This window comes from Sphingobacteruim zhuxiongii (assembly GCF_009557615.1).
Classification (GTDB): Bacteria; Bacteroidota; Bacteroidia; order Sphingobacteriales; family Sphingobacteriaceae; genus Sphingobacterium; species Sphingobacterium zhuxiongii.
Window position 1 is genome coordinate 4,125,961 of record NZ_CP045652.1, and the last position, 25,627, is coordinate 4,151,587.

Here is a 25,627-nt window from a genome sequence, read left to right on the forward strand (position 1 = left end):
CAACGTGTTAAACGAGGTGTCTCTAATTAAAAAAATGAACAGTATTAAGAAAACCATCTATATGTTAAGAAATCTAATCCTAGGTCTTTCCCTAATTTCGATTGTTGCATGTGGTGCAAAACCGCGTGTTGATCTTGAACAGGAAGGCTTACAATTAAAACCAACAACTCAGCACGGGGTAATCGTGAAGGAAGTTGCAAACTTGTTGGAAAACTTCAGCTATAAGCGTGTTCCAATGAACGATTCAATTTCCAATATTATATTTAATAATCTAGTAGAAGGACTTGATCAAGGACGCAACTATTTATTACAGTCTGATATCGATGATTTTCAACAGTTCAAAAATAATTTTGGAGCAGACTTTAAGGAAGGCGATTTATCAAGCGCTTTCTATATGTTTAACAAATACTCAGATCGTTATTTACAATGTTTGAATTACGCTTTAGATCAAATCGATTCAAACCATGATTTCACTAAGGATGAAACCTACAATAGCTTTCGCGAGAAATTACCGTGGTTCAAGTCCGATGCTGAGCTAAAAGACCAATGGAGAAAACGTGTAAAATATGATCTATTAAATCTTAAATTGACTGCAAGTGACTCGGCGAAATTTGATTTAGCGAAAAACAAAGAGACATTAAAAAGCCGCTACAAAAATTTAATCTCTCAGGCATCCAAAGCGAATGCGAATGATGCTTTTCAGCTTATAATGACTTCCTTTACGGCCGCAGTAGATCCACATACGAATTACTATAATCCATCGTTTGCACAAGCTTTCAATGAAAGTATGTCGAACACTTTGGAAGGTATCGGCGCGCAGCTACAGATGGAGAACGAAATGGTCACCATCAAAATGATTATTGCTGGAGGACCTGCATTTAAAGATAAGACCTTGCAAATTAACGATCGCATTGTGGGTGTTGCACAAGGAGACGCTGAGTTTGAAGATATTATTGGATGGCGCTTAGATGCTGCAGTCGCCAAAATCAAAGGGAAGAAAGGAACCGTTGTCCGCTTAAAGGTGCTACCTGCTGGAGCAGACATGTCTACAACACCTAAAATTGTAAAGTTGACTCGCGAAAAAATTGTCTTGGAAGAAGAGTCGGCGAAACGTGAAATCAAAACAATCAAAGGTGAGGATGGCAAAAATTACCGCGTAGGTATTATCAACCTTCCTAAGTTCTATATCGACTTCGACGCTGTTCGTCGTGGCGATCAAAATTATAAGAGCACGACACGTGACGTTCGATTACTATTAGACAGCTTGAAAAAAGATGGCGTGGATGCTGTATTAATGGATTTACGCAATAATGGTGGTGGTTCTTTACAAGAAGCAATTGAATTAACTGGATTGTTCATTGATAAAGGTCCTGTCGTGCAAGTTCGCGACACTCGAAATCGTGTGCAAGTGGACAGCGACCAAGAATCCGGAGTTTCCTGGGATGGTCCATTCGGGGTAATTGTCAACCGCTTCTCTGCATCAGCATCTGAAATTTTTGCAGGCGCTATTCAAGATTATGGTCGCGGAATTATCTTAGGCTCGACTTCCTATGGAAAAGGTACTGTTCAAAACGCAGTAGATATGTCTAGATTTATCAGTGCAACAAACAAACTATTAATTAAAGCTTCGGGCGAAAAAGACGCTGACACACCTAATGGTGCTCCAGAATTCGGACAGATCAATATCACGATGGGTAAGTTCTACCGAGTGACGGGTAGTAGTACGCAACATAAAGGTGTTGCTCCAGATGTAACGTTCCCTACACAATATTCTGCAGAGAAATTCGGAGAAAGCTCCGAACCTTCGGCACTACCATGGGATCAAATTAAACCATCTACATTTGCGAAAATTACAGATCTTGCGTCTATCAATTCAAAATTGAATGATATTCACAAGAAACGTATGGAAAAATCGCCTGCTTATACGTTCTTGTTGGAAGATATCGAAGAATTCAACAAAGTAGATTCTATTCCTTCCGTAAGCTTAAACGAGGCAAAGTTGAAATCAGAACGTGAGAAGAACCGTCTTAAGAACCGTGATAGAATTAACAAACAATTGGGGTTCTTGAAGCTTCCATTATGGAAAGAAGGTCAACCTCAACCGAAATTCGATTATGACTTTGTTCTAGAAGAGAGTGCAAATGTTTTAACGGATTATATTCGATTAAAAACGAAGTAAGAGATACTTAAAACAAGAAAGGCGAGCTAATAAGCTCGCTTTTCTTGTTTTGAATGAAAGAGTTTTTTTGATTTAGGAGCTGCTATTTCAGAATCCATATCAACTGATTTATTTCATCAACACCATTGAATTGTCTATCAAGAGCCTCTTGAAGATTCTTGCTGTTAAAACTATATTCTGAATCGGGATATTTCCATCGAACAGGAATTTTATTTGGGGCTTCAGAATTTAAACTACTTGCTGGATTAATTTTCCATTTTGGATATCCTGTACGACGATAGTCGTAGTAAGTTGCATATTCAGATTGTAAATAACTCGCTAAATATTTCTGAGTAATTATTGCTTCAACTCTAGCTTCCAAGTTCGTTGGAAAATTAGCTGCCAAGTCTGTAACAAATGTCGATATGTAACTATCGTCTAAAGGCATTCCATGGTGATACTGTACAGTATTTGGCGTGTTGCTATAAATAAATTTCATAGATGACTCAATGCCCTTTTTGTACCACTCTTTAGCTTCCGTACTAACCCATCCCCGACTTGCGGCTTCCGAGATTATAAAACATAGTTGAGCATACGATAACTGTTGAGTAGGTTCACCTTCCGGAATTTCTAAATATCGGTCGTTTAGTTTCGAATAGTCAGTGCTGTTTTTTATCGCTAAAACATTGTCATACGGCAATGAAGGATCAATTCCAACATAAGCATCGAAATCAGAAACTTGTTTTCCATCTTTCAATCGTTTTGCTGACGGGTTTGCGTAATAAAATAGACGTCTATCTTTTAAAGATTTAAGTCTTTCAATAATCTCGCTTGAAACAATTGGATAAATAGTGAAATTGTTTCCGACCTTATAAAATGGATATGTTTGGCCACTTTTATCTGAGCGAATAAGTTGAAAATTGTCGGCATTCGAAGTGAATATTGGTCTATTATTTAGAATCTGAGCGAAGCGATTTTTAATATCCAATTCATTAACGGATTCCTTCTTGCTCAACTGGATAAGAACATTTAAAGCATAGCTATTAACCAACTTTCTCCATTTCTCGGTATTTCCAGCATACAAAGGATCCCCGGTAAACTTCTCTCCTTCAGAAAAAGCTTTATCTGCTTTATCCAATTCATTCAAAATACCGATAAAAACATCCTTCTGCTCATCAAATTTCGGAAAATAAACTTTATCAGATTCCCCTTTTAACGCCTCTTGATATGGAATATCGCCCAAATCCATTGTCGCTTCAAAAAACTTGACGGCTCGAGCGAAATACATTAATCCTTCGTACGAACGCGCCAATTTCTCGGAACTGGCAAAATCAACCATAAAGTGCGCATCGTTCAGGGATGTAAAACCGAGAGAACCGGCTCCAAATCCATTATATTGATAGCTCTCAACAAACTCCGTCCAAACAATATTCTTATTTAACAAATAAGGATGCATGAAGGACTTTTGAGAAGGTTGATTTGCCAAGTTGATTATGATTCTCGTCGCAAGCATTGCCGACGTCACTTTGTCGGTAGCCTCAGGATTACTATTAATTTCCTCAAACTTCGAACAAGATGAACAAATTCCAATCAATCCTATAAATATGTATTTAAATAGCTTTTTCATTTTGCATGTAAAAATTAACACTTAAAAACTTAGGTTTAAATTGAACCCTAGATAACGTACTGATGGTGAGTTCAGGTCTTCAGAACCGGCATCTGGATCTGAAAAACGATATTTCTTTGTCCATAGGAACAAGTTCTGCCCAGTAATTCCAACACTTGCCTTCTTGGCGCTCAATTTGGAAGCAATTTCAACTGGCACGGAATAATTTAACGAAACCTCCCTCAGCTTGATAAAAGTCTCATCCCAAATATTGCGTGTACCAGAATAGGCCCTTTTCCAGTAGTTTTCATAAGAAACAATTTGATCGTTCTTAGCAAAAACTCGATCATCATTTATTATCTGCCCATACTTATCGTAACTAACAGACCCTGAAACGATCTTTACGCCTTCTCCTATGAATATCTTATTCCCATTCACCACCTCTTCATAACGTGCTTCCGTATCTGAATCTGGATGAGCACCCGTTTGCCATAATCTTACATTCATACTTGAATATGAAAGTCCACCAACTCGACCGTCTACACTGAAGGAAAATGCAAAATCTTTATATTGGAATTGATTCGTAATCCCCCAAATCCACTTTGGCGCTGAATAGCCAAATAATCTTGCTGCATGTACCGCACTTATTGGCATCCCCGAAGCATTGTGAACGACCTGACCGTCAGTGGCTCTTTCCCAGTCACGTGTAACGTAGTGATCAGTCCTTTCCCCTACTTTCACGTACAGTTCATCCGCCGAATAATCAGGATCTAGTTTATGGTAATATTTTAGATTCTGAGACAAATTTCCTGATACTTCCCATTGAAAATCTGAGTTCTTTATAGGAATACCACCCAAAGTGATTTCATGCCCTTTAGTCATATATTCCTCTCCAATATTGATTAGTCGAGAATTAAAGCCTGTAGTTCCAGAAATCGTTGCATTCACGCTTCTGTTATGTTCCCAGCGCGAATAATAGGTATAGTTACCGGTAAGTCTATTATTCAGCAGTGACCACTCTAAACCAAGTTCTCTAAGATCTTCTTGTGAAGGTTTGATCGAATAATCTTTGATAGAATTCGGGTATGAACCCGTTGACAGCCCGTCCCATACATTATTCGTAACTGAAAACACTTGATTAACTTCATACGGATTAGGCGCAAACTTTGTAATTGCCCAAGAACCACGAACTTTCAGCAAATCCATCCAAGATGGTTTGTTTGAAAATAGTTCGGATACGAGTACACTTCCTGACACTGATGGATAAAAGAAAGAACGAGTTTCCGCTGGAAGAGTTGAAGTCCAGTCATTTCGCCCTGTCCCTTCTAAAAACACGATATTTCTCCAAGAAACTGACAATCGACCATAAAGTCCATTTCTCATTTCTTTCGTTTTTGACTCAGAAGTTGCAACCGGGCCAATTGAATTCTTTAATGAATAAAAACCTGGAATATAAATACCATTGACAGTCGAAGCAGTTATCCCATTATCTCTTCGATAAAATATAGATGCACCTGCAAGCCCATCAATCGTAAAATCGCCAAATGAACCATTCGCTGTAACTATTAAGTCATTCGTAGTTCCGAATCCGTCTTGCTTATTAGACCAATACTTTCCTTTATTATCATACCCAGCAAATCCCCCACGCGTTCCATAGATACCCATAGGATTTGTTTGCTGCCTAGTGTTTCCATAGTAGTCATACCCACTACGAAGCATTATCTTCGACCATCCAGTCATTTTATAATTCAAGGTAATCGCAGCATTTAATTTGTTAATTAATTCTGAACTAAGTTTCTCATGAGCAGACAAATAAGGGTTATCATACCAGGCCTTGTAATGCCAGTTTTGTTGCTGGTCTTTAGTAATCCAGTAATCTTTATACTGTGTCAAATCGTATTCCGGACCAGTCCATACCAAAATATTATAAATGTATCCCTGGTTGCCGTAACCAGCACCGAAATCGTTCGGAGCGAAGCGTCTATTATAGCCAAAGCGACTTTCTAAGCTAACTTTATCCGAAATTTTCGTTTCACCGGAAACCGATATATTCGTCATATTGAGCTTTGTATTTGGATACTGCCCTTTATTATAAATATGGTTAATAGATGTACGAATGCTACCGTTTTCACCTTGATTGGTGAAGCTGATGAAGTTATTTGAAATAACTCCATGTTCTAAGAAGTTCTCAAAATTATTCTTGCCGAGGGATCTCAATTCACTATCCTCCATCTGCTTGGTAATTGGATTCCACTGGGGGTAAACTCGACCTATATCTAGCTTATCGCCCCAAACTTCATCATCTGTGTTATATTTTCCTCCATATCCGGCGGAATACGATGATTGAACCTCGGGAAGCGCTAAATAGCCTGCGAAAAACATGTTATTTGAATTAACATTAATCTCCACGCCTTTCTCCTGAAGTCCTTTCTTAGTCGTTACCATTATCGTACCGTTAGCACCCTCTACACCGTATAATGCAGCAGCTGTTGATCCTTTTAGCACTGTCACGTTTTCTATGTTATCAACTGGAATATCGCGTAATGTCATGTTTTCATAAAGTACGCCATCGACTACTAAAATTGGAGTTTTACCCCTCAGAGAGAGTGTTGGTGTTGCATTGAACTCCGTGCTATTGGAAACACGAAGGCCTGATATCCTTCCGGTTAATGTAGTTCCTAGATCAACGCCTTTCACTTTTTGTAATTGATCTCCTTTAATATCCTGCACTGCATATCCTAGTGCCTTCTTTTCTCGCTTGATTCCGAGAGCAGTCACGACCACTTCTTCTATTTCTGTATCTACTTTAGTTAAGCTAATAAGCTGATCATTTTTTGCAGATACCTCCAAAGTCTTATAGCCAATACTTGTTATTTTTAGTAAAACAGTCCCTGATGTGTTCTCAAATTCAAAAAAACCGCTTTCGTCAGTTACGGTGGAAACAGAAGACGCTTCAATAGTTACAGTTGCTCCAGAAATCGGCTCCTTAGTGCTTGAGTCGATGACTTTTCCTTTTAAATTCTGTTGCTTAGAAAATTCAGCTTTTTCTACGCGATCGACTCCTTTAGTCGGTGGTACGAACGATAATGCTCTTCGAATTATGTAGCTATCGTCTCCAATTTTTTCAACCTTGATTTGTTGAAGTGTAACCTCTTGAACAAAGCTTTCAATGTCCCCCTTTCGTAGGTTTTTAAGACTGTAACCATCTTTGATTTTTAAAAGCTTCAGTGCCGACTCATAGTTAAAATGTACATCAAATTGCTTTTCAATACGCACTAGTAGCCCAACGATGTCCGTGTTTTGGTTTACCTTGAGTACATTAGTGGACGCACTACTACTCGAAGGCACGATCTCACACAAGGCGATTGCCAGCATGAGAGATAACGCATGTTTTCTCATTAGTTCTCGATAATTGATAAGTTGTGGTTTTCGAATGTTTTCTCTAGTATATCCACCGCGCGATGCAAGTCGTAGCGTGGTAGATAACCTGTGAATTTTAATTGTTTACTCTTTATTGATTTGTGAAATTTAGTCGTCGGATAAGCCTGTTGAAGTTTATCAATAACACGATCAACATCCACGTCTTTGAAATATAGATTTCCTTCAATCCAGGAATTATAAAGGAGGGTATCTACCTTCTGAAGACTGATCACATTCGTTTGGAGGTCAAGGTTAATTTTATCTTCTGGTTTTAGTAAGTATTTTTCTTTTGCTGCGTCAACCAATATGGAGCCGTCGGTTAACACGACAGCGCAATTTTCGTTTGAGAAATTGGCATTAAAACGTGTTCCAAGAACGCGAACGGTCATTTTATCATTCGCAACAAGTACGAATGGTTGTTTAGGGTTTTTCGCCACAGCAAAAAAACCTTCACCAACAAGCGCTATCTTACGGATTGAATCGGCTTTATTAAATGGACTTAACTGTGTAAGGGTAGCCCCAGGTTGTAGATAAATCAAACTTTGATCGCTTAATTTTAAAGTTTTTATCGCGTCAGTATTATTTGAATATCTAATAGGTTCGAATTGATTTTGTTTGTAATAATATAGCCATGATAGACTTAGCAATAAAACAGACGCTGCCGAAACTATGAGAAGCCATTCTCGCTTCCAAAAAGAAACTACATTTTTATTATCGCTATTAATAATAGAAAGAAAGATGGACTCAGATCGCTTTTCATCCAATTTGATGTCTCCGACGATGAATTCATTCAATTCATCTGGAGTTTTAAGTATTGCTTCCCTACCTTCAAGTGAAGCAAAGTAAGCCTTAATCTCATCAAATTCTTCAGATGTACAGTCCCCTTTAAGATACTTTTCGTATAAATATTCGAAGCGTTCTTTTCGCATATATTAACCTTCTTTATTAATATATACTAACTGCTACTTGAGAAAGACGACGTAAGTAAAAAATATTTTTAAGAAATAATATTAAATAGGATAGCCAAGCCCAACAAAGTAGAACGTTCAAGGATATAGGATTTTACGAATCGATTACCTTTCACCAATTGATCTCGTACAGTATTTTTAGAAATTTGTAACATATCAGCAATTTCATCATTGCTCATATGCTGTAATTTACTAAATCGAAATATCTTTTGTCTTTGTTCTGGCAATTTGCTGATTGCTTCATGATATAAGCTCTCAAGCTCTTTTAGATGAAGCTTTTCCTCACAATTATTTGTTCCAAATTGGATGCTATAAGCAGTGTAGTCCGAATAATTCTTAAATTGAATCTTTTTTCTAAGCTCCTCGAACACTGCATGCCTAGCGATTGTAAACAAATAGGCATTTACATTTTGGTTGACGTCGAGAAATTCAATTCGATTCCAAAACTTTGTAAAAACGTCTTGTACAATATCAGCTGCCAAATCGCTATCTCGTAGATGTAAGGCGGCATATTTGTATAACGCATCTTTGTGTTGATAAAAGAAATCACGAAAAATCAGCTCATCTTTCGATCGCAGTTTATCGATTAAATTAACCATAAAATTTTGCTACAAGTTCCCCTATCGAATTCTTTTCAACAAGTTAAATATAGTATTCGCGATGAAAAAAAACTAAATATTCATTGAAAATATTAAGCAACAGGCCTTGCCGCAAATATAATCATGCCATAAAAGGTTAGGATTAAATAATTGTTAACTAATTTGCCAACCACTTAATAAAAAATGTCTTTCTATAAAAAATCCCCTCTAATTACAGTTGAATTAGGGGGGATTTTTTATATTCTTGGAGTTGATATGTTAGAAAACGTATCTCAAAACAATACTACCTCCAGCTCTTATACTGATTAATCAAACCATTCGTTGAAGAATCGTGGCTTTCAATATGTTCTGTTCCTTTAAGCTCAGGAAGGATTTGATTTGCAAGCTGTTTCCCTAACTCAACTCCCCATTGATCAAAACTGAATATATTCCAAATAATTCCTTGGACAAATATCTTGTGTTCATACAAGGCTATTAAGCTTCCCAAAGAACGAGGGGTAATCTCTTTTATCAAGAATGAGTTCGTTGGTCTATTGCCTTCAAACACTTTGAAAGGTTTCAGACGATCGATTTCATCTTCTGACTTTCCAGCTTTTTCGAGTTCCGCAACCACTACGTCTTCCGATTTACCATTCATTAATGCTTCTGTTTGAGCAAAGAAATTCGAAAGTAGAAGTTGATGATGGTTTCCAATTGGATTGTGCGAAATTGCCGGTGCAATAAAATCACAAGGGATTAACTTTGTTCCTTGATGTATTAGCTGGTAGAACGCATGTTGACCGTTCGTTCCTGGCTCTCCCCAGATAACAGGTCCGGTTTGATAGTCTACACGATTTCCATTTCTATCGATGTATTTCCCGTTACTTTCCATATCTCCTTGTTGAAAATATGCTGCAAAACGATGTAAATATTGATCATAGGGAAGAATTGCATGACTCTCTGCTTCAAAGAAATTATTATACCAAATCCCCAAAAGAGCCATTATTACAGGAATATTCTCTTCAAAAGCTGTGTTTTTGAAGTGTTCATCCGCCTCATATGCGCCAGCCAATAATGCTTCAAAATTATCATAACCGACCGATAAGCAAATCGACAAACCTATTGCAGACCAAAGCGAATAGCGACCTCCAACCCAATCCCAAAACCCGAACATATTGGCGGTGTCAATTCCGAAGGCCGACACCCCTTTCTCATTCGTACTTAATGCCGCGAAATGTTTCGCTACATCGCCTTCTGTTGCTCCAGACTTTAGAAACCATTCTTTTGCAGTATTCGCATTCGCCATCGTTTCTTGCGTAGTAAATGTTTTAGAAGCAATCAAAAACAACGTCGTTTCCGGATTAAGATTACTAATCGTTTCTGCAATATGGGTTCCATCTACGTTAGAAACAAAATGTACATTCAACCGAGTTTTATACGATTTTAAGCCTTCAGTAACCATGACAGGACCTAAATCGGATCCGCCAATACCAATATTAACGACGTCAGTAATTTCCTTGCCTGTATAGCCCTTCCACGCTCCAGTGATAACGCGTTCGGAAAATGATTTCATTCTAGTCAACACTTCACGCACAAGTGGCATTACATCCTCTCCATCGACTAAAACAGGTTGTTGAGAACGATTTCTCAGGGCTGTATGTAATACCTCTCTACCTTCCGTTTCATTGATCTTCTCGCCATCAAACATAGCTTTGATTGCTTGATCTAATTTACATTCCTTTGCTAATTGCACTAAAAGAGCAATAGTTTGTTCGTTTATGCGATTTTTCGAATAATCGAATAGGATGTCATTTAGGTATAGGGAAAACTTTTCAAAACGCTCAGGATCCTCCTGAAAAAGTTCACTCAAGTTTTTCTCGTTGATACTGATATAATGATCGGCTAAATAGCTGAATGCTTGCGTACTGGTAAAATCTATTCTTGGTAGCATAAAATTCTTGTTTTGTTCAAATATAAGGAATAGCAGAAAGGTATCCTCAAATTTATATTATCTTTGTTCCTATGACCAAGGAACAAATTCAAGACTTGAGGGATAGGTTAACTTCCCTGAGGAGGCATCTTTGACATCGATGCCAAGAAAGCGGAGATAGAACGCGAAACACAAATCACCTTACAACCCAATTTCTGGGATGAGCCTAAGGCTGCAGAAAAGGTATTACACGGTATTAAGAACAATAAAGTTTGGACAGATCAATACGATGCTGTCGAAAGTGCTATTGACGATACGGGTATATTGTATGAATTCTTTCAGGCTGGTGACGGTACAGAAAAAGAATTAGAGCATCAATACCAAGTTGCACTTAATAATATTGAGGAATTAGAGTTTAAAAACATGCTCAGTGCTGAAGAAGATCAGCTTGATGCCATTCTTCAAATTACCGCGGGAGCCGGAGGAACAGAATCATGCGACTGGGCAGCGATGCTTATGCGTATGTATATTATGTGGGGAGAAAAGCATGGATGTAAGGTAACTGAGCAAGATTATCAAGAAGGTGATGTTGCTGGAATCAAATCCGTTACACTTCAATTTTCAGGCAATTTTTCTTACGGTTATCTAAAGGGTGAAAATGGCGTGCATCGATTGGTAAGAATATCTCCATTTGATTCGAATGCAAAGCGTCATACATCTTTCGCATCGGTATATGTTTATCCTTTGGTAGACGACAATATCGAGATCGAAATACGTGACTCAGAAATTGAATGGGATACTTTTCGTTCAGGTGGCGCTGGAGGGCAGAATGTCAATAAAGTGGAAACCGCTGTACGCTTGCATCATAAGCCTACTGGAATTATTATTAAAAACCAGGAATCTAGATCACAGTTACAGAATAAAGAAAATGCACTTCGTTTGTTAAAATCTCAACTCTATGAGATTGAAATGCGTAAGCGTCAAGAAGCAACCGCAGCAATTGAAGGATCTAAAAAGAAAATTGAATGGGGTTCGCAAATACGCAACTATGTATTGCATCCTTATAAATTGATCAAAGACTTAAGAACCAGCTATGAAACATCGAATACACAAGCTGTATTAGATGGAGATCTCGATGAATTCTTAAAAGCCTATCTAATGGAATTTGGCGGATAGTCTGAATCGCTTTTATCTAGTGAAAACATATAAAGGTTAATGAAGAAGAATTCTTTCATTAACCTTTATTAACTTTAAGGCCGCTCTAAAATACCGCTATTTCTTTCTCGCCTTTGCAATCTCATCTATAGTTATAGAATCCTGACTATCATTGATGGTCGTCCTCAAGTAATTGACAATTTCAAAGAGCTCTTTATCTGATAAAAATCCAAAAGAGGGCATAGCATATTCTTCATTCTTAGCACCATTTAATACCGTATGCATGAGTCTCTCATTATCCGCGACAATCGCTGAATTCTTTAAGGCAGGATAAATATTTTCCAATCCAACACCTTTGTCTTTGTGACATGAAAAACAGAATTTTTGATACAATATTTCTCCAGCTTTCCCCTCTACTTTCGGGTTGAGATCATTGGCTTTTAATGGTGTTTTCGTTGCCTTATCAACCTTACTAATCCGCAGTATCCTATCATCTCGCTCGGCAGGACTAGTCATTGGGTTCCAATCATGATTCGATGTACAGATATAAATATCTCCTTCAGGAGAGACACAGATATCACGAATCCGACCGTATAGCTTTTCTAAGAAGAGTTCTTCTTTAACGATCTTATCCCCCTGAGGATTTAATTTCAACACTCTTAAGCCTTGTCCTTTCAACATTGTTAATAGTAAGCTGTTTTTCCATTCTGGAATATTCGGAGCGTCATAGTAGTCCAAACCGGCAGGAGCAATTGTGGGAGTCCAAGAGATCAAAGGATCAATCGTTCCATTTGCTTTTTGAAACGCTATTTCGACATCATTATCTGACTTTCCTTCAATTACGGGGAATCCATAGTTTTTACCGGCACGAATTAGGTTGATTTCATCTTCAGTAGCATCCCCATGTTCGGATGTATAAATCCGTTGATCAGGGGTAACTACCATTCCTTGCATATTTCTAAAACCGTAAGCATATACATAGGAATTTGGCATTGGGTTATCCGAAGGAATTTTACCCTCCAAATCCAGGCGTAAGACTTTACCATTAGGATTACTTAAATCCTGTGGCGCCTCGTAGTGTGCTTGATCACCCGTTGCCCAAAGAATACAGTCTTTACCATGGAATGCTAACCGCGAACCAGAGTGCCCCTTTCCGGAGACAAAGGATAATAATACTTTTGGGTTAATCAGCGTATCTCCCTGTACGGTATATCGTTCAAGAATATTGTATCGTAAGGAGTCTGCTTTTATTTGTTTGTAATGAATATAAACGTAAGGAAACTTATCTTGATCAGGATGAACAAGCATAGACTGCGCCCCTTCTGGCCTTGCCCCTATCGGGAGTTTCAAAACAATTCTCTTCTCTCCTGTTTTTGGATTTACTTTAGTGATATAACCGCGCTCTTCGCTAACCCAAATCCAATTATCAGGTCCCCATACTAATTCCCATGGCACGACCAAACTATCGGCAACAACACTGACGCCTAGTACCGTAGAGTCCAATTGCAAATTTTCCTCAATTTCCTGATTAAAACGTTCGCCCTGACAGGAATGGCATAATAGATAAACAATTGATACAAAGAAAGGTAGTATCAACCGTGCTTTATTTCTTTTCATATTTTGATACTTAAATATTTTGCAGACTAATCAACTCTCCGTTAGTTTGCTTACTGCGATCAGCAGCAATTGTGAATGCAATAATCTTCAGTGTCTCTTGCAGTGAAACTGGAGCAATACCCGTTTTAAAGAATTGAAGAATAGCTGCCGCTAAATTGTCATAACCCCCAAATTTCCCGATTTCGAGATTGTTCTTACTGCCTAAAACGAATCCCCCAAAACCAGAGGCTCCATTTCTAAAACCTCGAAAGGTACCAATCCGACCATCGTTCCAAAAACCAATCAAATAATCAAAATCGGGAGTTGAAATTCGCTTCACCGCTTTGCAATCCGCGCCCATGATGGCAAACAGCATTTCTATTCCATGAACCCCATACCACAGTAATTCAGGTAAGTTTGGCTCTAATGAGGCCGGGCTAAAGGTATGTGCGCCTAAAATGTCCCCCAAGTCATGTTCTTTTAGAGCGAGAATGCTATCATTAAAGCGGAGACTCGAAGATGAAAATACCGGAACATTATATTTCTCAGCAGCTTTAACAATCGCTACGGCGTCGTCCCAATTTCCAGCGAGGGGCTTATCAATAAACATAGGCTTACCTGCTTTCATTACTTCCAAGGCTTGCTCCAAATGCACGTGACCATCATTACTTGTTAAAATAATGTAGTCCACCATTTTCAACAAATGTTCTATGGAGTCGACAATTTCAACCCCCATATCACGCATTTGCTGTGTATACTTCGGCACATTCTTAATCCTATATTCAAGCGTCTTGCTCCCTTTTGGAAATGCGGCGACAACGGAAAACAGCGCGCTGTCCTTTATTCTTCCACTGGAAATTGATTTAGTTAACTCTACCGCGTGTAAAGCGTCCAATCCGATAACGCCAATTCTCTTTTTATCCATGTCAAACAATCAATTTTTATTATCTAACAGAACAAATACTGAATATGCCATGCTCAAGATTGCCGTTTTTAGGCTCGGATCTAAAACTGGTTGAAACTTACCGTTGTGCACTGGATAATTCATAACTTTCCCGTCTGCGGTTGCCCTTTCGTTGGACGTTCCAACAGAGTAGATCAACGTAGGAAGCGTTGGCTCTAACGCTGTGTAATTACTAAAATCTTCACCTACCATTTCTGGAGTAAGGTGTATGATATTTTCAGCTCCCAACACCTTTTCCAATTGTTGCGAGAGCAAATTCGTCAATGCAGGATTATTATAAACTGAAGGTGTGTATTGTTCATTAACCTTTACAATTGGCAAATCTGCTTCTTTAACGTTACTAGCAATGGCAATTCCCCGAGCTGTATTTTTTATACGATCGAGGAGAAACTGTCTATTCTCCTTACCAAAAGAACGTACGGTAAGCTTCATTTCGACTTCATTTGGAATAATATTCCCAAGGGTTCCGCCATGAATCGCACCGACGGTAATTACCGATGGTGAGTTAACTGGTGAAAGCTCACGACTCACAATTGTCTGTAATGAAAGTACAATCTTTGATGCGATGACAATAGGATCGATACCTGTATGCGGACTTGCACCATGTCCCCCCTTTCCTCTGACCACAATAGCGACATTATCGACATTTGACAATGCAAAACCGGGACAATAACCAACAGTGCCGGCTTTTAAATTTGGATTTACATGTATTGCCAATGCATAATCCGGTTTAGGAAATTTGGTAAACAAACCGTCAGCAATCATTGCCCTTGCACCAGCACCTATTTCTTCCGCTGGTTGCCCAACGAATACTAGCGTACCCTTCCATTTTGATTTCATCTGCATAAATATCTTTGCAAGACCTAACCAGGTAGTCATGTGAAAATCATGCCCGCAAGCATGCATAACTGGAGTTTCCTTACCGGACGGATCTTTGACTACTTTCGTACTCGCGAAGGGCAATCCCGTTTCCTCCAAGATTGGAAGTGCGTCCATATCTGTCCGAATCATAACCGTTGGACCATCCCCATTTGCCAGAACACCAACGATTCCAAATCCCCCAACATTTTCGGTTACTTGAATTCCTAACTTACCAAGTTCTGCAACCAACAATTTAGAGGTGTTTGCCTCTTGCAGTGATAGTTCAGGATTGGCATGTAGTTCTTGATAAATAGTTACTAATTGAGGATAGCTCTGTTCAATAAGGTGGTTAATTTCCTTCACATGCTTTTGTTGGCCCTGTGCCTGTCGACTAAAAAAACAACAGCACAATAGGACGATCAATATTCTAAACATCATCTATTAATTAAAAGCCGAAATCATTATTTAAAAGAGACCCCAGATGGGGTCTCATACTATCTTTTCTTATTTCCAACCTGGATTTTGCACCAATTGCGGATTTAAAGTAATCTCGCTCATTGGGATTGGGTTAAGGTAATCACGGTCAATTTTAAATCCATAACCTCCCGGCAGACGGGTCTTAAATGGATCTAAGAAACCATTATTATCCACAGGAAAACTTGGCGTGTTGACAAATTGCGAAGCTTTAGTCCCTAACGGACGTTTACCTACGATCAACTCATCTGCTGCTGCCCAACGTGCAATATCGTCCCAGCGCAAATTCTCAAATACCATTTCAACTTTTCGCTCTCTTCTAATCTCATTAATTAATGGTGAAAGTGCAGGAAACTCCCATTTTGGATCCACAGGGATACTCGATAGATTCAAGTTCGGAATACCTGATCGATTACGAATTTTATTAATCGTTTTATCAATATCGGATTGCGTAACTGATCCAAGCTCGGCTTTTGCCTCAATATAATTAAGTAGGATCTCTGCGAATCGATATTGCGCTGTTGGCGTTTCTTCAAAATTAAGATGATGATAAGACATAATTGGATTATAGTCTTTTCGTCTAACATATCCAGTAGGTGAAGAGAAGGTGTTACCTGAAAACATTCTCACATATACATCTTGCCATTTCTTAGCGTTCCCAGAAGCATCAATTTGCCAATCCAAGCTCGGATTGAAAATAGTTTGCATCATACGAGGGTCTCTATTTTCGGTTTCCGTACTGATATTAGTATATCCTTTAAAAAGTGGACTAGTAGAAATCGGCAAGCCGTCTGTACATAAATACGAATCCGCAAACTCTTTCGTAAGTCCGAATCCTCCTGGAACTTCCAAAGCACTCAACTTATTGTGGCTATGAATTCCCAAAGCAATATTCATCTTTGTCCAAAACATCACCTCCGTGTTGGTTGCATATTCTCGCATTCCAAATAAATTCACATAGTCAACTTGCGGTTTTCCAGTGGTATAAATAGCATATTGTCCGGAAGCCATCACCTGCTCCGCGGCTGCAATTGCTTTCTGGAAATATTTGTTTGGATTAGCATTCTGTACTCCAAATGCAGTTCCATTATGATATTTCTGCCAAGTCCCCTCAAATAAGGCTACTCTTGACTGCAATAGTAAAGCTACCCACTTATTTATACGCGTCCCTTCATCTAGCTTCGACTCGCTCAGATACATAACTGCAGAGTCTAAATGCGTAATAATATTATCTGCTACTATATTCCTAGGAGTTCTCTTTTCAAAAAGCTCGGGAGAATCCGTATTCAACACTTTATCTAGCCATTGTACATCGCCAATGCTCTTTAATAAATTGAAATAGAAGAACGCTTTAAAGAAATGCGCCTCTCCAACATATTGTTTATAAGTATCAAATTCCCCTTCCACATTTTTATACTGTTGGAAAAAGTAATTGATGCTTCGAATATTACTGTAGTTCAATGCCGGAGCACTGTTAATTGTTCTTATCCCTTCTAATCGTTCATCAATACTGTTTTGAGTTAGATAAACGTCTGTTCCCAAGTCTCCACCTGCTTGAGTTCTGACATTAAAATTCCCGCGTTCATAATATTGATTAACGTAGAGTTTTAAGTCATTAGGTGTCTTGAAGAATACCGGTTCTGAGATAGCGTCTAATGGATATCGATCCAAATAGTCTCCTCTCTTACACGCGCTCAGCGCCAATACGCCAGCAGATACCAATACTATATATTTAAGTAATTTCATGTTATTCAGATTAATCGATTCTAAAATGTAAGATTTATCCCAAAAGAAAACATCTGATTAATTGGGTAAATCTCACCCATATCCACTCCACCATCGCGAGGATTTGAAGCCACTGCCGTCTCTGGCTCATAGAGTTTCGGAAGTGTAGAAAATGTCAGTAAGTTTTCTGCCGAGAAATAAACTCGTGCACGACTCACGTAAACTTTTTCCAGCATATTTTTAGGTAATGAATAGCCGATTTGAAGATTCTTCAATCGTATATAAGAAGCATTCAACACATAACGACTTTGGTCCTGTGTGTTCTTATTTCGTTCAGCAGAAAAATAAGGTTTCGGAAAATAAGAGTCCGTATTTGGTCCAAACATATTTGTCTCATCAGCAGGACGCCAATAATCTAACATTTTCCCGTCTTGAAAAATACCAGAATTTGCCGGTGCAGCCATCAGACCCCAAAAATACTCGGAGGTTGTGTTCGGCAGAAAATCACGCTTTCCAACGCCTTGCCAGAACATATTGAAGTCAAAACCTTTCCATGTCAATCCCGCAGATACCGAATAAAAGTATCTAGGTGCCGTGTTTGCTATAATCGACAAATCACCATGATTGCTTAATGTTCGATCACCTTCGTTGATTTTACCATCTGCATTTAGGTCCTTATAGATCATATCACCTGGACCCCACTTGTTGTGATAAAAAGATTGATCCGGCATACTTTCACCTGCTGACTGCATAATACGGTCAGTTGTCAATCCCCATACCTCGCCATATTCTTTTCCTGAATACCAACTATGCACAAGCCCCGTCTGGTTATAGTATTCTAATATTTTAGTCTTGTTATCTGAGAAACTTGCTTTCAAATTATAACCCAAATTTTCGGATATTTTATCGTTCCATCCTAAACTCAATTCATAACCTTTTGTCGAAAGTTTCGCATTATTACTTTGAGGCAAGGTTGCGCCTAGCGTTCCAGGAAGCTGTGCTGTTGGCCCTAACATATCCGAAGTAACTCGATTGTACCAGTCAAAGACAAAATCTAATCGACCTGAAAGCAGGGAGCCTTCCGCCCCAATATCAAGCGTTGTAATTTTTTCCCAAGTTAAATCAGGACTTAACAAGCCTGGAGCCGAAGCATACAAAGGAATTTCATTACCAATAAGGTAGCCTGGATTGGTTGAATTATCCGTAATTCTTCGGTATCGAATTGGGATCGTAGGCAAATATTGATAATTGACCACATTTTGATTCCCTAAAGCTCCGTATGATCCTCTAAGCTTAAAGAAGCTTAAATATGGTCTTATTGGCTCCCAAAACTCTTCTTTCGAGATGTTATATCCTGCCGAGAAGGAAGGGAAAAATCCCCATCTTTTTTCTGGTGCAAAACGCGAAGAGCCATCATAACGAGCACTCAACTCTAAAAGATATTTTTCTTTAAAGTTGTAGTTTAATCGTCCGAAAACACCTTGGGTTGCCCAATGTTCCATGGAATCATCCAAAGTAAAATCACCAGTAGCTGTACTGATTGAAGCTACTTGATCTGAAATCAAGTTCCGTTTATATCCATATAAGCCTTTGGACTTGTCTAAATCCTCTTCGTAACCGATCAAACCTTTAATATAATGCGAACCAATATTTCGCTCATAAGAAGTAAATATGCTCAACAAGTTATACTGCGCCTGATGAAGAGAAGAACGGTATCCTGAGGCTGCTTCTCCGATATTTCCAGTCGCGCCATTTGGAATTGGCACAGGAACCGGTAGCGGATTTTGCGTATTAGAGCCCCAACGATAATTGTACTTGTATGAAAAATTGGTTTTCCATCCTTTAATAGGTTCAACTTCTGCTCCTAGGTTCATCCATAGATCGTGGTCTTCCGTTAAGATTCTGCCACCTTTATCTAATACCAACACTAAAGGATTGGAAACGCTGCCATCGATATTATGCATCGGCATGGTTGGCCAAAAATTTATAAATTGAGACCAAGTATAAGTACGTTCCAATCCAACCATTCCTAATGGCAGGTTATTGTTACTTCTTCCGTATCTCGAACTAAAGCTAAAAGATAGCCAGTCCGCCACTTGAGAGTTTACATTCGCTAAGATATTATAGCGTTTATAACCATCATTTCCCCATGTTGCTGCTCCCGGTTGATCATATAAACCTGTACTTACATAAAACTGGTTTTTATCACTTCCACCACTCAGGTTAATATTATGCTTTTGTTGCAAAAACGACTTTTTGTAGTATTCGCGCGTCCAATTATAGTTTGCGTTTCCGTCCCAACGACCACGCCAAAGGTTATAAGGTGGTTTGTTCGGATCATATTCAGTTAAATACGTTCCGTCTATATATCCTTTAATTCGATCCAATTGCTCCTGTCCGAAAGTTGGGGTAATGCCTGCATTAACAGCTGCCTGATTAAAGGCGGTTGCATAAACCAAAGAACTCTCCATATTTGGAACATAAATCGGCACATTGGCGGAAATATTGTTACTGTATTCAATACGTGTCGGTTGATTCTTAGCACCTTTCTTAGTCGTAATCAAAACAACACCAAAAGCGGCACGCGATCCATAAACAGCAGATGCAGAGGCGTCCTTTAGAATTGAAATACTCTCTACATTTTCTGGATCTACTAAGTTAATATTGGATTCTACCCCATCGACTAAGATCAGGGGAGTTGTATTTCCAGAAATAGAACCTACACCACGAATTTGCCATTTCTGTGTGGCACCAGGTTCACCTCCAAGGCTATTCAAGGAGATATTCGTACTTGGCGCAGCTCCTTGAATTAACATAGAAATGTTTGCTGCCGGTCTATTTGCTAATTCTTCCTTACCGACCACGTCGATTGCACCAGTCAGATTTACCTTCTTCTGGGTACCGTATCCCACAACAACGACTTCGTCCACTTGTTGTTCTGCATCTTGTAGCGTAATATTTTTCCTACCGTAATCCTTAACGGTAATTTTTACGGTTGTATACCCTATTAGGGAAAACTGAAGCTCATCGTCGAGGCGCACATTTTCAAGCTCAAAATCTCCATTTTGATCCGTCGTTAATGTGTTGCCGTTCGTTAAATTTCGTATGGTTACCGCAGCCAAGCCTTCTCCAGCTTGAGAACTAACCCTTCCCGCGAGTTTTTGCTGAACAACTTCAACAGGTACAGTCTCCGTTACTTTAGGAGCGCCCTTTTTTAAAACAATCGTTCCTTCATAAACAGAATAGGTCAAAGGCTGCCCTTCAAGCAACTTATCGAGGACGACCTTCAGTGGTGCATCCGTCACATGAAGGCTAACTCTTTTACTGTTCTTTAACAGCTCGTCTTGATAAATAAAACGATAGCCTGTCTGCTTTTTTATGGAGCTTATTGCCGACTCCATTGAATTATTTGACAAATGGAGTGTTACAGTTTGTGCCAGTCCTTTAGAAAGGGCATTCATACTGCAAAAAATGAGGATTAAAATCGTCAATTTCATCACAAGGATAATTTTGAATAGCGTTTGCCAACGGTATGCGTACCGTTGAATTGATAAGATATTATCCATACCTTTGAATAGATTTAGGTTAAAAAAAATGTTAGTTCATTCGATAGGCCTGATCTTCAACTGGGGGTATGAGGGTACCTCCAGTTTCTAAGCCTTTCTTGGTTAAGTCGTGGTTTTTATCATAATTTCAGCTTTTAAGTTTTATTTACTTTATCAGTAAGGTTCGGTCTTTAATTTCTATTTGGTATCCCGTTAGATCGCTCAACACGCTACATACCATCTTTATCGAAGCACTCTTTTTTATCCCACCCTTGAAACGCTTATTGGTCAGCGTCGATTGTATTTTCAAATCAACATCATACCACCTCGCAACCTCCTCGAGAACCTCTTTCAATCCTTTACTATCAAAGTAAAAGTAGCCATCCTTCCATGCTAACGCTTCTTCGGTATCGGCCTCTTTCATCACGATCTGACCATTCCCCGTTATCACAGAATAGCCAGGAACAACCTCCTGCACATTGCCATTACTCCGAACTTTTATTTTCCCTTCTGTAAGGATCGTTTTGATTCTGTCTTTATAGAGATGTGTATTGATATTAAAGGCGGTACCTAATGCTTCAACTTGCGTCCCTTCGACTTCTACGCGAAATGGTTTTGACTTATCCTTGGCGATCTCAAAATATGCCTCGCCTTTCATCCGCACTTTTCGCTCATTCCCAGGAAATGCGGCAGGAAAATCCAGTTCGGAATCCGAATTTAACCAAACCTTTGTTCCATCGGCCAAGATTAACTTAAACGAGCCTCCGACGGGCACCTTTAACTGATGATGCTCATCAGATACATTGTGCATCTTCTGATAGTCCAACGCGGCACCGTTTAAGGAAAGCTTGATATCACCATCTGTTAAACTATCCGCAGCAATATTTGTTAAATCGACAATTCTTCCATCAGAAAGTGTCAATATGGCTTTATCTTCACCAGGAACAATCGGCCGTATTTCCTTTGCCAACTGCTTTTTTTCATGCTTATCCGCTTTGTTGATAAACACGAAGGTTGAAAATGAACCAATGAGTACAATACTTGCAGCGATGGCCCACCATCGAAAACGAAAAGTCTTAATACCTTTCTTCTTAGCTTGTTGCTTTTCTAAAATTAGGCTCCATTGACTTTCTTTCGATACTTCATCATAAATAGGCATTCTTTGCGCTATCTCACTCAATCGCAAGTCCTTCTCATCTAGCCATTTGTCCAGAGAGGCGTATCTTTCTCGAAAGCGTTCAAGTTCAGCGAGCTCATCGTTGGATAATTCATCCGTGAGAAATCGCGTGACTAGCTCAGTAATTCTAAACTGTTCTTGATTCATTGGTTGTACATAATCTAGATTCCTCTCTCCCTACCCTTCTAAAGACTAAGACACATCAGAAATAAAAAAGGATGAAAGAAAACTTAAAAAAAGAGTAAAATAAAATTTTTTAACGTTGCTAAGCTTGGAGAAAGCCGCCCACGAAGAAGTTCTAGCGATCTTTTCTTCTGTGTTTTTATCGTATTAATCGACACCCCGCATAATTCAGCCACTTCACTGTTAGACTTTCCTTCAAGGTAGGTAAGTCTACATACTTCTTGACATCCTTTAGGTAAGGATTGTATCGCCGTATATAATTTATTAAGTGCTTCTGCACTTATTATAGCATCCAACACATCTTCATCAGAAACCTCCTGAATCGGATTCTCTAGGTTATATGCTTCCGAGATTTTTAAATGTCTTGTATAGTTTAATGACGCATTTCGAACCGCGGTATATAAATAGCTCTTGACTGCATTTTCATGATCTGGTAGAGCGATATTTTTATCTAGTATTTTGACGAAAGTATCTTGTACGATATCCAAGGCTGTATCGTGGCATTTTACAAAATGCCATGAAAATTCGACCAGTGAAATAAAGTACTGATCGAAGAGTTCCTTAACACGAACTTCCAAATGGGTTGTCATTGCATTGAGTATGATTTAGGTTAAAGCAAATGTAAATAATACAAGTTGCATTGTCAAACGAGGACTACGCTTATCCCAACAAGTGACCATAACAGTAATTGTTTAGTTAATTTTGGCCGCTTAAAAAAACACATTAGCTTAGAAAAGCGTCAAAATTGTATTCCTACGAATTACATTAAACTATCTTTTCTAAAACTTCAATCGACCTTCCTATATACCTGCTTCGTGGCTCAACCCATCAACAACGAATATTCGTTGCAGCATTCTACATTTAACTACAACAGCGAGATATCCCAATAAAAAAAGGGGCTGTCTAAAAAGGTCTCTTAAAGAAAGAACCCCGTCATTAAAAAATGGCGGGGTTTTTCTGTTTTTTTGTCCTTAAGATTTTGTATCTTAAGGTGCACCCAAAAAAACAATATGGCAAACATACAATTCAAAGCGCTTCCATCCAATAGTCCGAGTCTATTTCCTGAGAATATTTTAGATCGTATTCCAATGAACCATCGGGTTCGGTTGGTGAGTCAGGTTGTTGATCAGTTGGATCTAGATCATATTATCCGTCAGTATAAAGGCGGAGGCACCACTAGTTTTCACCCTAGAATGCTCATTAAGGTGCTGTTCTACGCCTATTTAAGCAATATCTATTCTTGCCGAAAAATTGAGCGCGCCTTACAAGAGAATATCCATTTCATGTGGCTTTCGGGCAATAGCACACCTGATTATCGTACGATCAATTATTTCAGAGGAAAGCGTCTTAAAGGACAGATACAAGAGCTGTTTGCAAGTATCGTTCGTATGCTGCATGATATGGAGTATGTTAGCCTGAAAGTTCAATATGTTGATGGCACCAAGATCGAGTCGGTCGCTGGTCGTTATACGTTCGTTTGGAAGAAATCGGTCGAGAAGAATAAGGTAAAGCTAGAAGCAAACATTGCTTCGGTTCTTTCGGAAATCGAGGCTCAGATCGCCCAAGACCAATCTTCATTAGGGCATCAAGAAGTTAGCAAGGCCATTGATAGCAGTCGGTTGAAGGAAAAGATCGAAGCGATCAATGCCAAGTTCAAAGGAGCCAATAAATCTACTGATAAGCAGCTTAAGAAACTTGAAGAGGACTATTTGCCTCGACTAGAGAAATATGAAGAGCAACTGGAAGTACTGGGAGATCGCAATAGTTATAGCAAGACCGATACCGATGCTGTGTTTATGCGAATGAAAGAGGACCACATGAAGAATGGCCAGCTTAAGCCAGCCTATAATACCCAAATCAGCACCGAAGATCAGTTCATCACCCATTACAGCATCCATCAAACAACTGCCGACACCACAACCCTGCCGGAACATTTGGAAGGCTTTGAGTCCCATTACGGAAAACAAAGCGAACAGCTTGTAGCAGACGCCGGTTATGGTAGTGAACAGAACTATGAATTGATGGAAAAACAGGGCATAACTGCCTTTGTCAAGTACAATTACTTTCATGTGGAACAGAAGCGCAAGCATAAACAGGATCCTTTCTCGGTACAGAATCTGTATTACAACCAGCAAGATGACTATTATGTATGTCCGGCCGGACAGAAGCTCAGCTATATCGGTCATGCAACCAGAGTTAGTACCAATGGATATACTGCCCGGGTAAGCTGTTATCAGGCTCAGCGATGCGAAGGCTGCCCAATGCGCAGTGGGTGCCATAAAGCAAAAGGCAATCGTATTATTGAAGTGAACCACAGGCTTGATCAGCTCAAGGCTAAAGCCCGAAAAAGACTGCTATCAGAAGAGGGAATGTACCATCGAAGCAAGCGACCCATAGAAGTGGAAGCTGTTTTCGGTCAGATGAAAAGCAACAACAAGTTTACCCGGTTCACGATGAAAGGACTGGAGAAAGTCGCTGTAGAGTTCGGTTTGATGGCCATTGCTCATAACCTCAGAAAATGGGCAAAAAAGTGGGCAAACGATGTCTTGTTTCGAAATGGTTATAGCGATAAAACACTATATACGATAAAAATTGGAGTCAGGAGCGTTAAAACCACAAAATATAGACTTACTGCTTAAAACTCAAAAATGAAAACAGTAATGGAATCGCAAAAGCTATAAAACAGAAGAAGGTGCCTTTTTAGACACCTTCTTCAGTTCTCTTTATATAAAATAAATGAATGCGTTAAAATGCATTCTTCCACATCATACTCTCCACAGGACGAATCGTTTTGTTATTATACTTTGCATTTCCTTTGCTATTGTAGAATGTTTCAATATCACCCTCTACAACGAAATAGATGAGTTGTCCTATTGGCATGCTTGCATATACACGAACGGGCTGAGCAACGGATATCTCTAGCGTCCATGTGTTACAAAAACCAACATCCCCTTTACCTGCAGTGGCATGAATATCAATCCCTAAGCGTCCAGTACTTGATTTACCTTCCAAAAATGGGACATGTCCATGTGTTTCTGTGTATTCTAAAGTAACACCAAGATAAAGCATACCAGGTTGTAGTACAAAGCCTTCTTCTGGGATTTCGAAATGAACGATCTCATTATGCTTTTTAGCATCTAGTTCGGTATCCTTATATGTGGCTAGGTATTTACCTAAGTGAACGTCGTATGAATTTGTGCCTAAGCACTTGCGATCAAAGGGCTCAATAACAATTGTACCGTTGTCGATTTCTTCTAAAATTCTTTTGTCTGATAATATCATAAGGG

General features: G+C 39.0%; 15 protein-coding genes and 1 pseudogene. 3 read left to right on the forward strand and 13 right to left on the reverse strand.

Features of this window, described 5'->3' with window-relative positions; translation table 11 throughout:
* Positions 1 to 34: 34 nt before the first annotated feature.
* Positions 35 to 2,179, forward strand: coding sequence for a carboxy terminal-processing peptidase (locus GFH32_RS17375; protein ID WP_228384165.1), 2,145 nt, complete (start codon positions 35 to 37; stop codon positions 2,177 to 2,179).
* Between the two features lie 82 nt (positions 2,180 to 2,261).
* Here GFH32_RS17375 and GFH32_RS17380 read toward each other — a convergent pair whose 3' ends face one another.
* From GFH32_RS17380 to pgi, 5 genes are all read right to left on the reverse strand, one after another.
* Positions 2,262 to 3,785, reverse strand: a complete 1,524-nt coding sequence (locus tag GFH32_RS17380) for a SusD/RagB family nutrient-binding outer membrane lipoprotein (RefSeq protein ID WP_153512808.1) — start codon at positions 3,783 to 3,785, stop codon at positions 2,262 to 2,264.
* 21 nt (positions 3,786 to 3,806) lie between these two features.
* The gene (locus GFH32_RS17385; protein WP_153512809.1) at positions 3,807 to 7,163 is read right to left on the reverse strand and encodes a SusC/RagA family TonB-linked outer membrane protein; all 3,357 of its coding nucleotides are present in this window, start codon (positions 7,161 to 7,163) and stop codon (positions 3,807 to 3,809) included.
* Complete coding sequence (locus tag GFH32_RS17390; protein ID WP_153512810.1) at positions 7,163 to 8,113, reverse strand: FecR family protein; 951 nt, start codon at positions 8,111 to 8,113, stop codon at positions 7,163 to 7,165. The genes GFH32_RS17385 and GFH32_RS17390 overlap by 1 nt, the downstream gene beginning before the upstream one ends.
* A 68-nt stretch (positions 8,114 to 8,181) precedes the next feature.
* Entirely contained in the window at positions 8,182 to 8,751 is a 570-nt protein-coding gene (locus tag GFH32_RS17395; RefSeq protein WP_153512811.1) for an RNA polymerase sigma-70 factor, read from the reverse strand.
* Positions 8,752 to 9,034: 283 nt separating this feature from the next.
* A complete protein-coding gene (gene pgi, locus GFH32_RS17400) occupies positions 9,035 to 10,681 on the reverse strand; it encodes a glucose-6-phosphate isomerase (RefSeq protein ID WP_153512812.1) in 1,647 nt (548 codons plus the stop codon).
* A gap of 71 nt (positions 10,682 to 10,752) precedes the next feature.
* Here pgi and prfB point away from each other — a divergent pair.
* Positions 10,753 to 11,836, forward strand: a protein-coding gene (prfB, locus tag GFH32_RS17405) for a peptide chain release factor 2 (protein WP_153512813.1) whose coding sequence is annotated in 2 segments (ribosomal slippage) — positions 10,753 to 10,812 and positions 10,814 to 11,836 — 1,083 coding nt in all. Because the reading frame shifts where the segments join, the coding sequence is not laid out codon by codon here.
* 96 nt (positions 11,837 to 11,932) lie between these two features.
* On the opposite strand, the gene GFH32_RS17410 is transcribed toward prfB, so the two are convergent.
* From GFH32_RS17410 to GFH32_RS17440, 7 genes are all read right to left on the reverse strand, one after another.
* The gene (locus tag GFH32_RS17410) at positions 11,933 to 13,432 is read right to left on the reverse strand and encodes a PQQ-dependent sugar dehydrogenase (RefSeq protein WP_153512814.1); all 1,500 of its coding nucleotides are present in this window, start codon (positions 13,430 to 13,432) and stop codon (positions 11,933 to 11,935) included.
* A 10-nt stretch (positions 13,433 to 13,442) separates the two neighbouring features.
* The gene (locus tag GFH32_RS17415; RefSeq protein WP_153512815.1) at positions 13,443 to 14,336 is read right to left on the reverse strand and encodes a Gfo/Idh/MocA family protein; all 894 of its coding nucleotides are present in this window, start codon (positions 14,334 to 14,336) and stop codon (positions 13,443 to 13,445) included.
* Between the two features lie 9 nt (positions 14,337 to 14,345).
* A complete protein-coding gene (locus GFH32_RS17420; RefSeq protein WP_202111237.1) occupies positions 14,346 to 15,599 on the reverse strand; it encodes a M20 metallopeptidase family protein in 1,254 nt (417 codons plus the stop codon).
* Positions 15,600 to 15,740: 141 nt separating this feature from the next.
* Positions 15,741 to 17,456: a RagB/SusD family nutrient uptake outer membrane protein gene (locus GFH32_RS17425; protein ID WP_202111238.1), complete on the reverse strand. Its 1,716-nt coding sequence runs from the start codon at positions 17,454 to 17,456 to the stop codon at positions 15,741 to 15,743.
* A 20-nt stretch (positions 17,457 to 17,476) separates the two neighbouring features.
* Positions 17,477 to 21,001, reverse strand: coding sequence for a TonB-dependent receptor (locus tag GFH32_RS17430; RefSeq protein WP_153512818.1), 3,525 nt, complete (start codon positions 20,999 to 21,001; stop codon positions 17,477 to 17,479).
* 145 nt (positions 21,002 to 21,146) lie between these two features.
* A complete protein-coding gene (locus tag GFH32_RS17435; RefSeq protein ID WP_153512819.1) occupies positions 21,147 to 22,304 on the reverse strand; it encodes a FecR family protein in 1,158 nt (385 codons plus the stop codon).
* 83 nt (positions 22,305 to 22,387) lie between these two features.
* On the reverse strand, positions 22,388 to 22,930 hold the full coding sequence (locus tag GFH32_RS17440; protein ID WP_153512820.1) for a sigma-70 family RNA polymerase sigma factor: 543 nt from the start codon (positions 22,928 to 22,930) through the stop codon (positions 22,388 to 22,390).
* A gap of 420 nt (positions 22,931 to 23,350) precedes the next feature.
* Here GFH32_RS17440 and GFH32_RS17445 point away from each other — a divergent pair.
* A pseudogene (locus GFH32_RS17445) lies at positions 23,351 to 24,871 on the forward strand (IS1182 family transposase); the annotation flags it as partial.
* A gap of 214 nt (positions 24,872 to 25,085) precedes the next feature.
* Here GFH32_RS17445 and dcd read toward each other — a convergent pair.
* Positions 25,086 to 25,622 (reverse strand): dCTP deaminase, encoded by a 537-nt coding sequence (gene dcd, locus GFH32_RS17450; RefSeq protein WP_153512821.1) that lies wholly within the window; start codon positions 25,620 to 25,622, stop codon positions 25,086 to 25,088.
* Positions 25,623 to 25,627 lie beyond the last annotated feature (5 nt).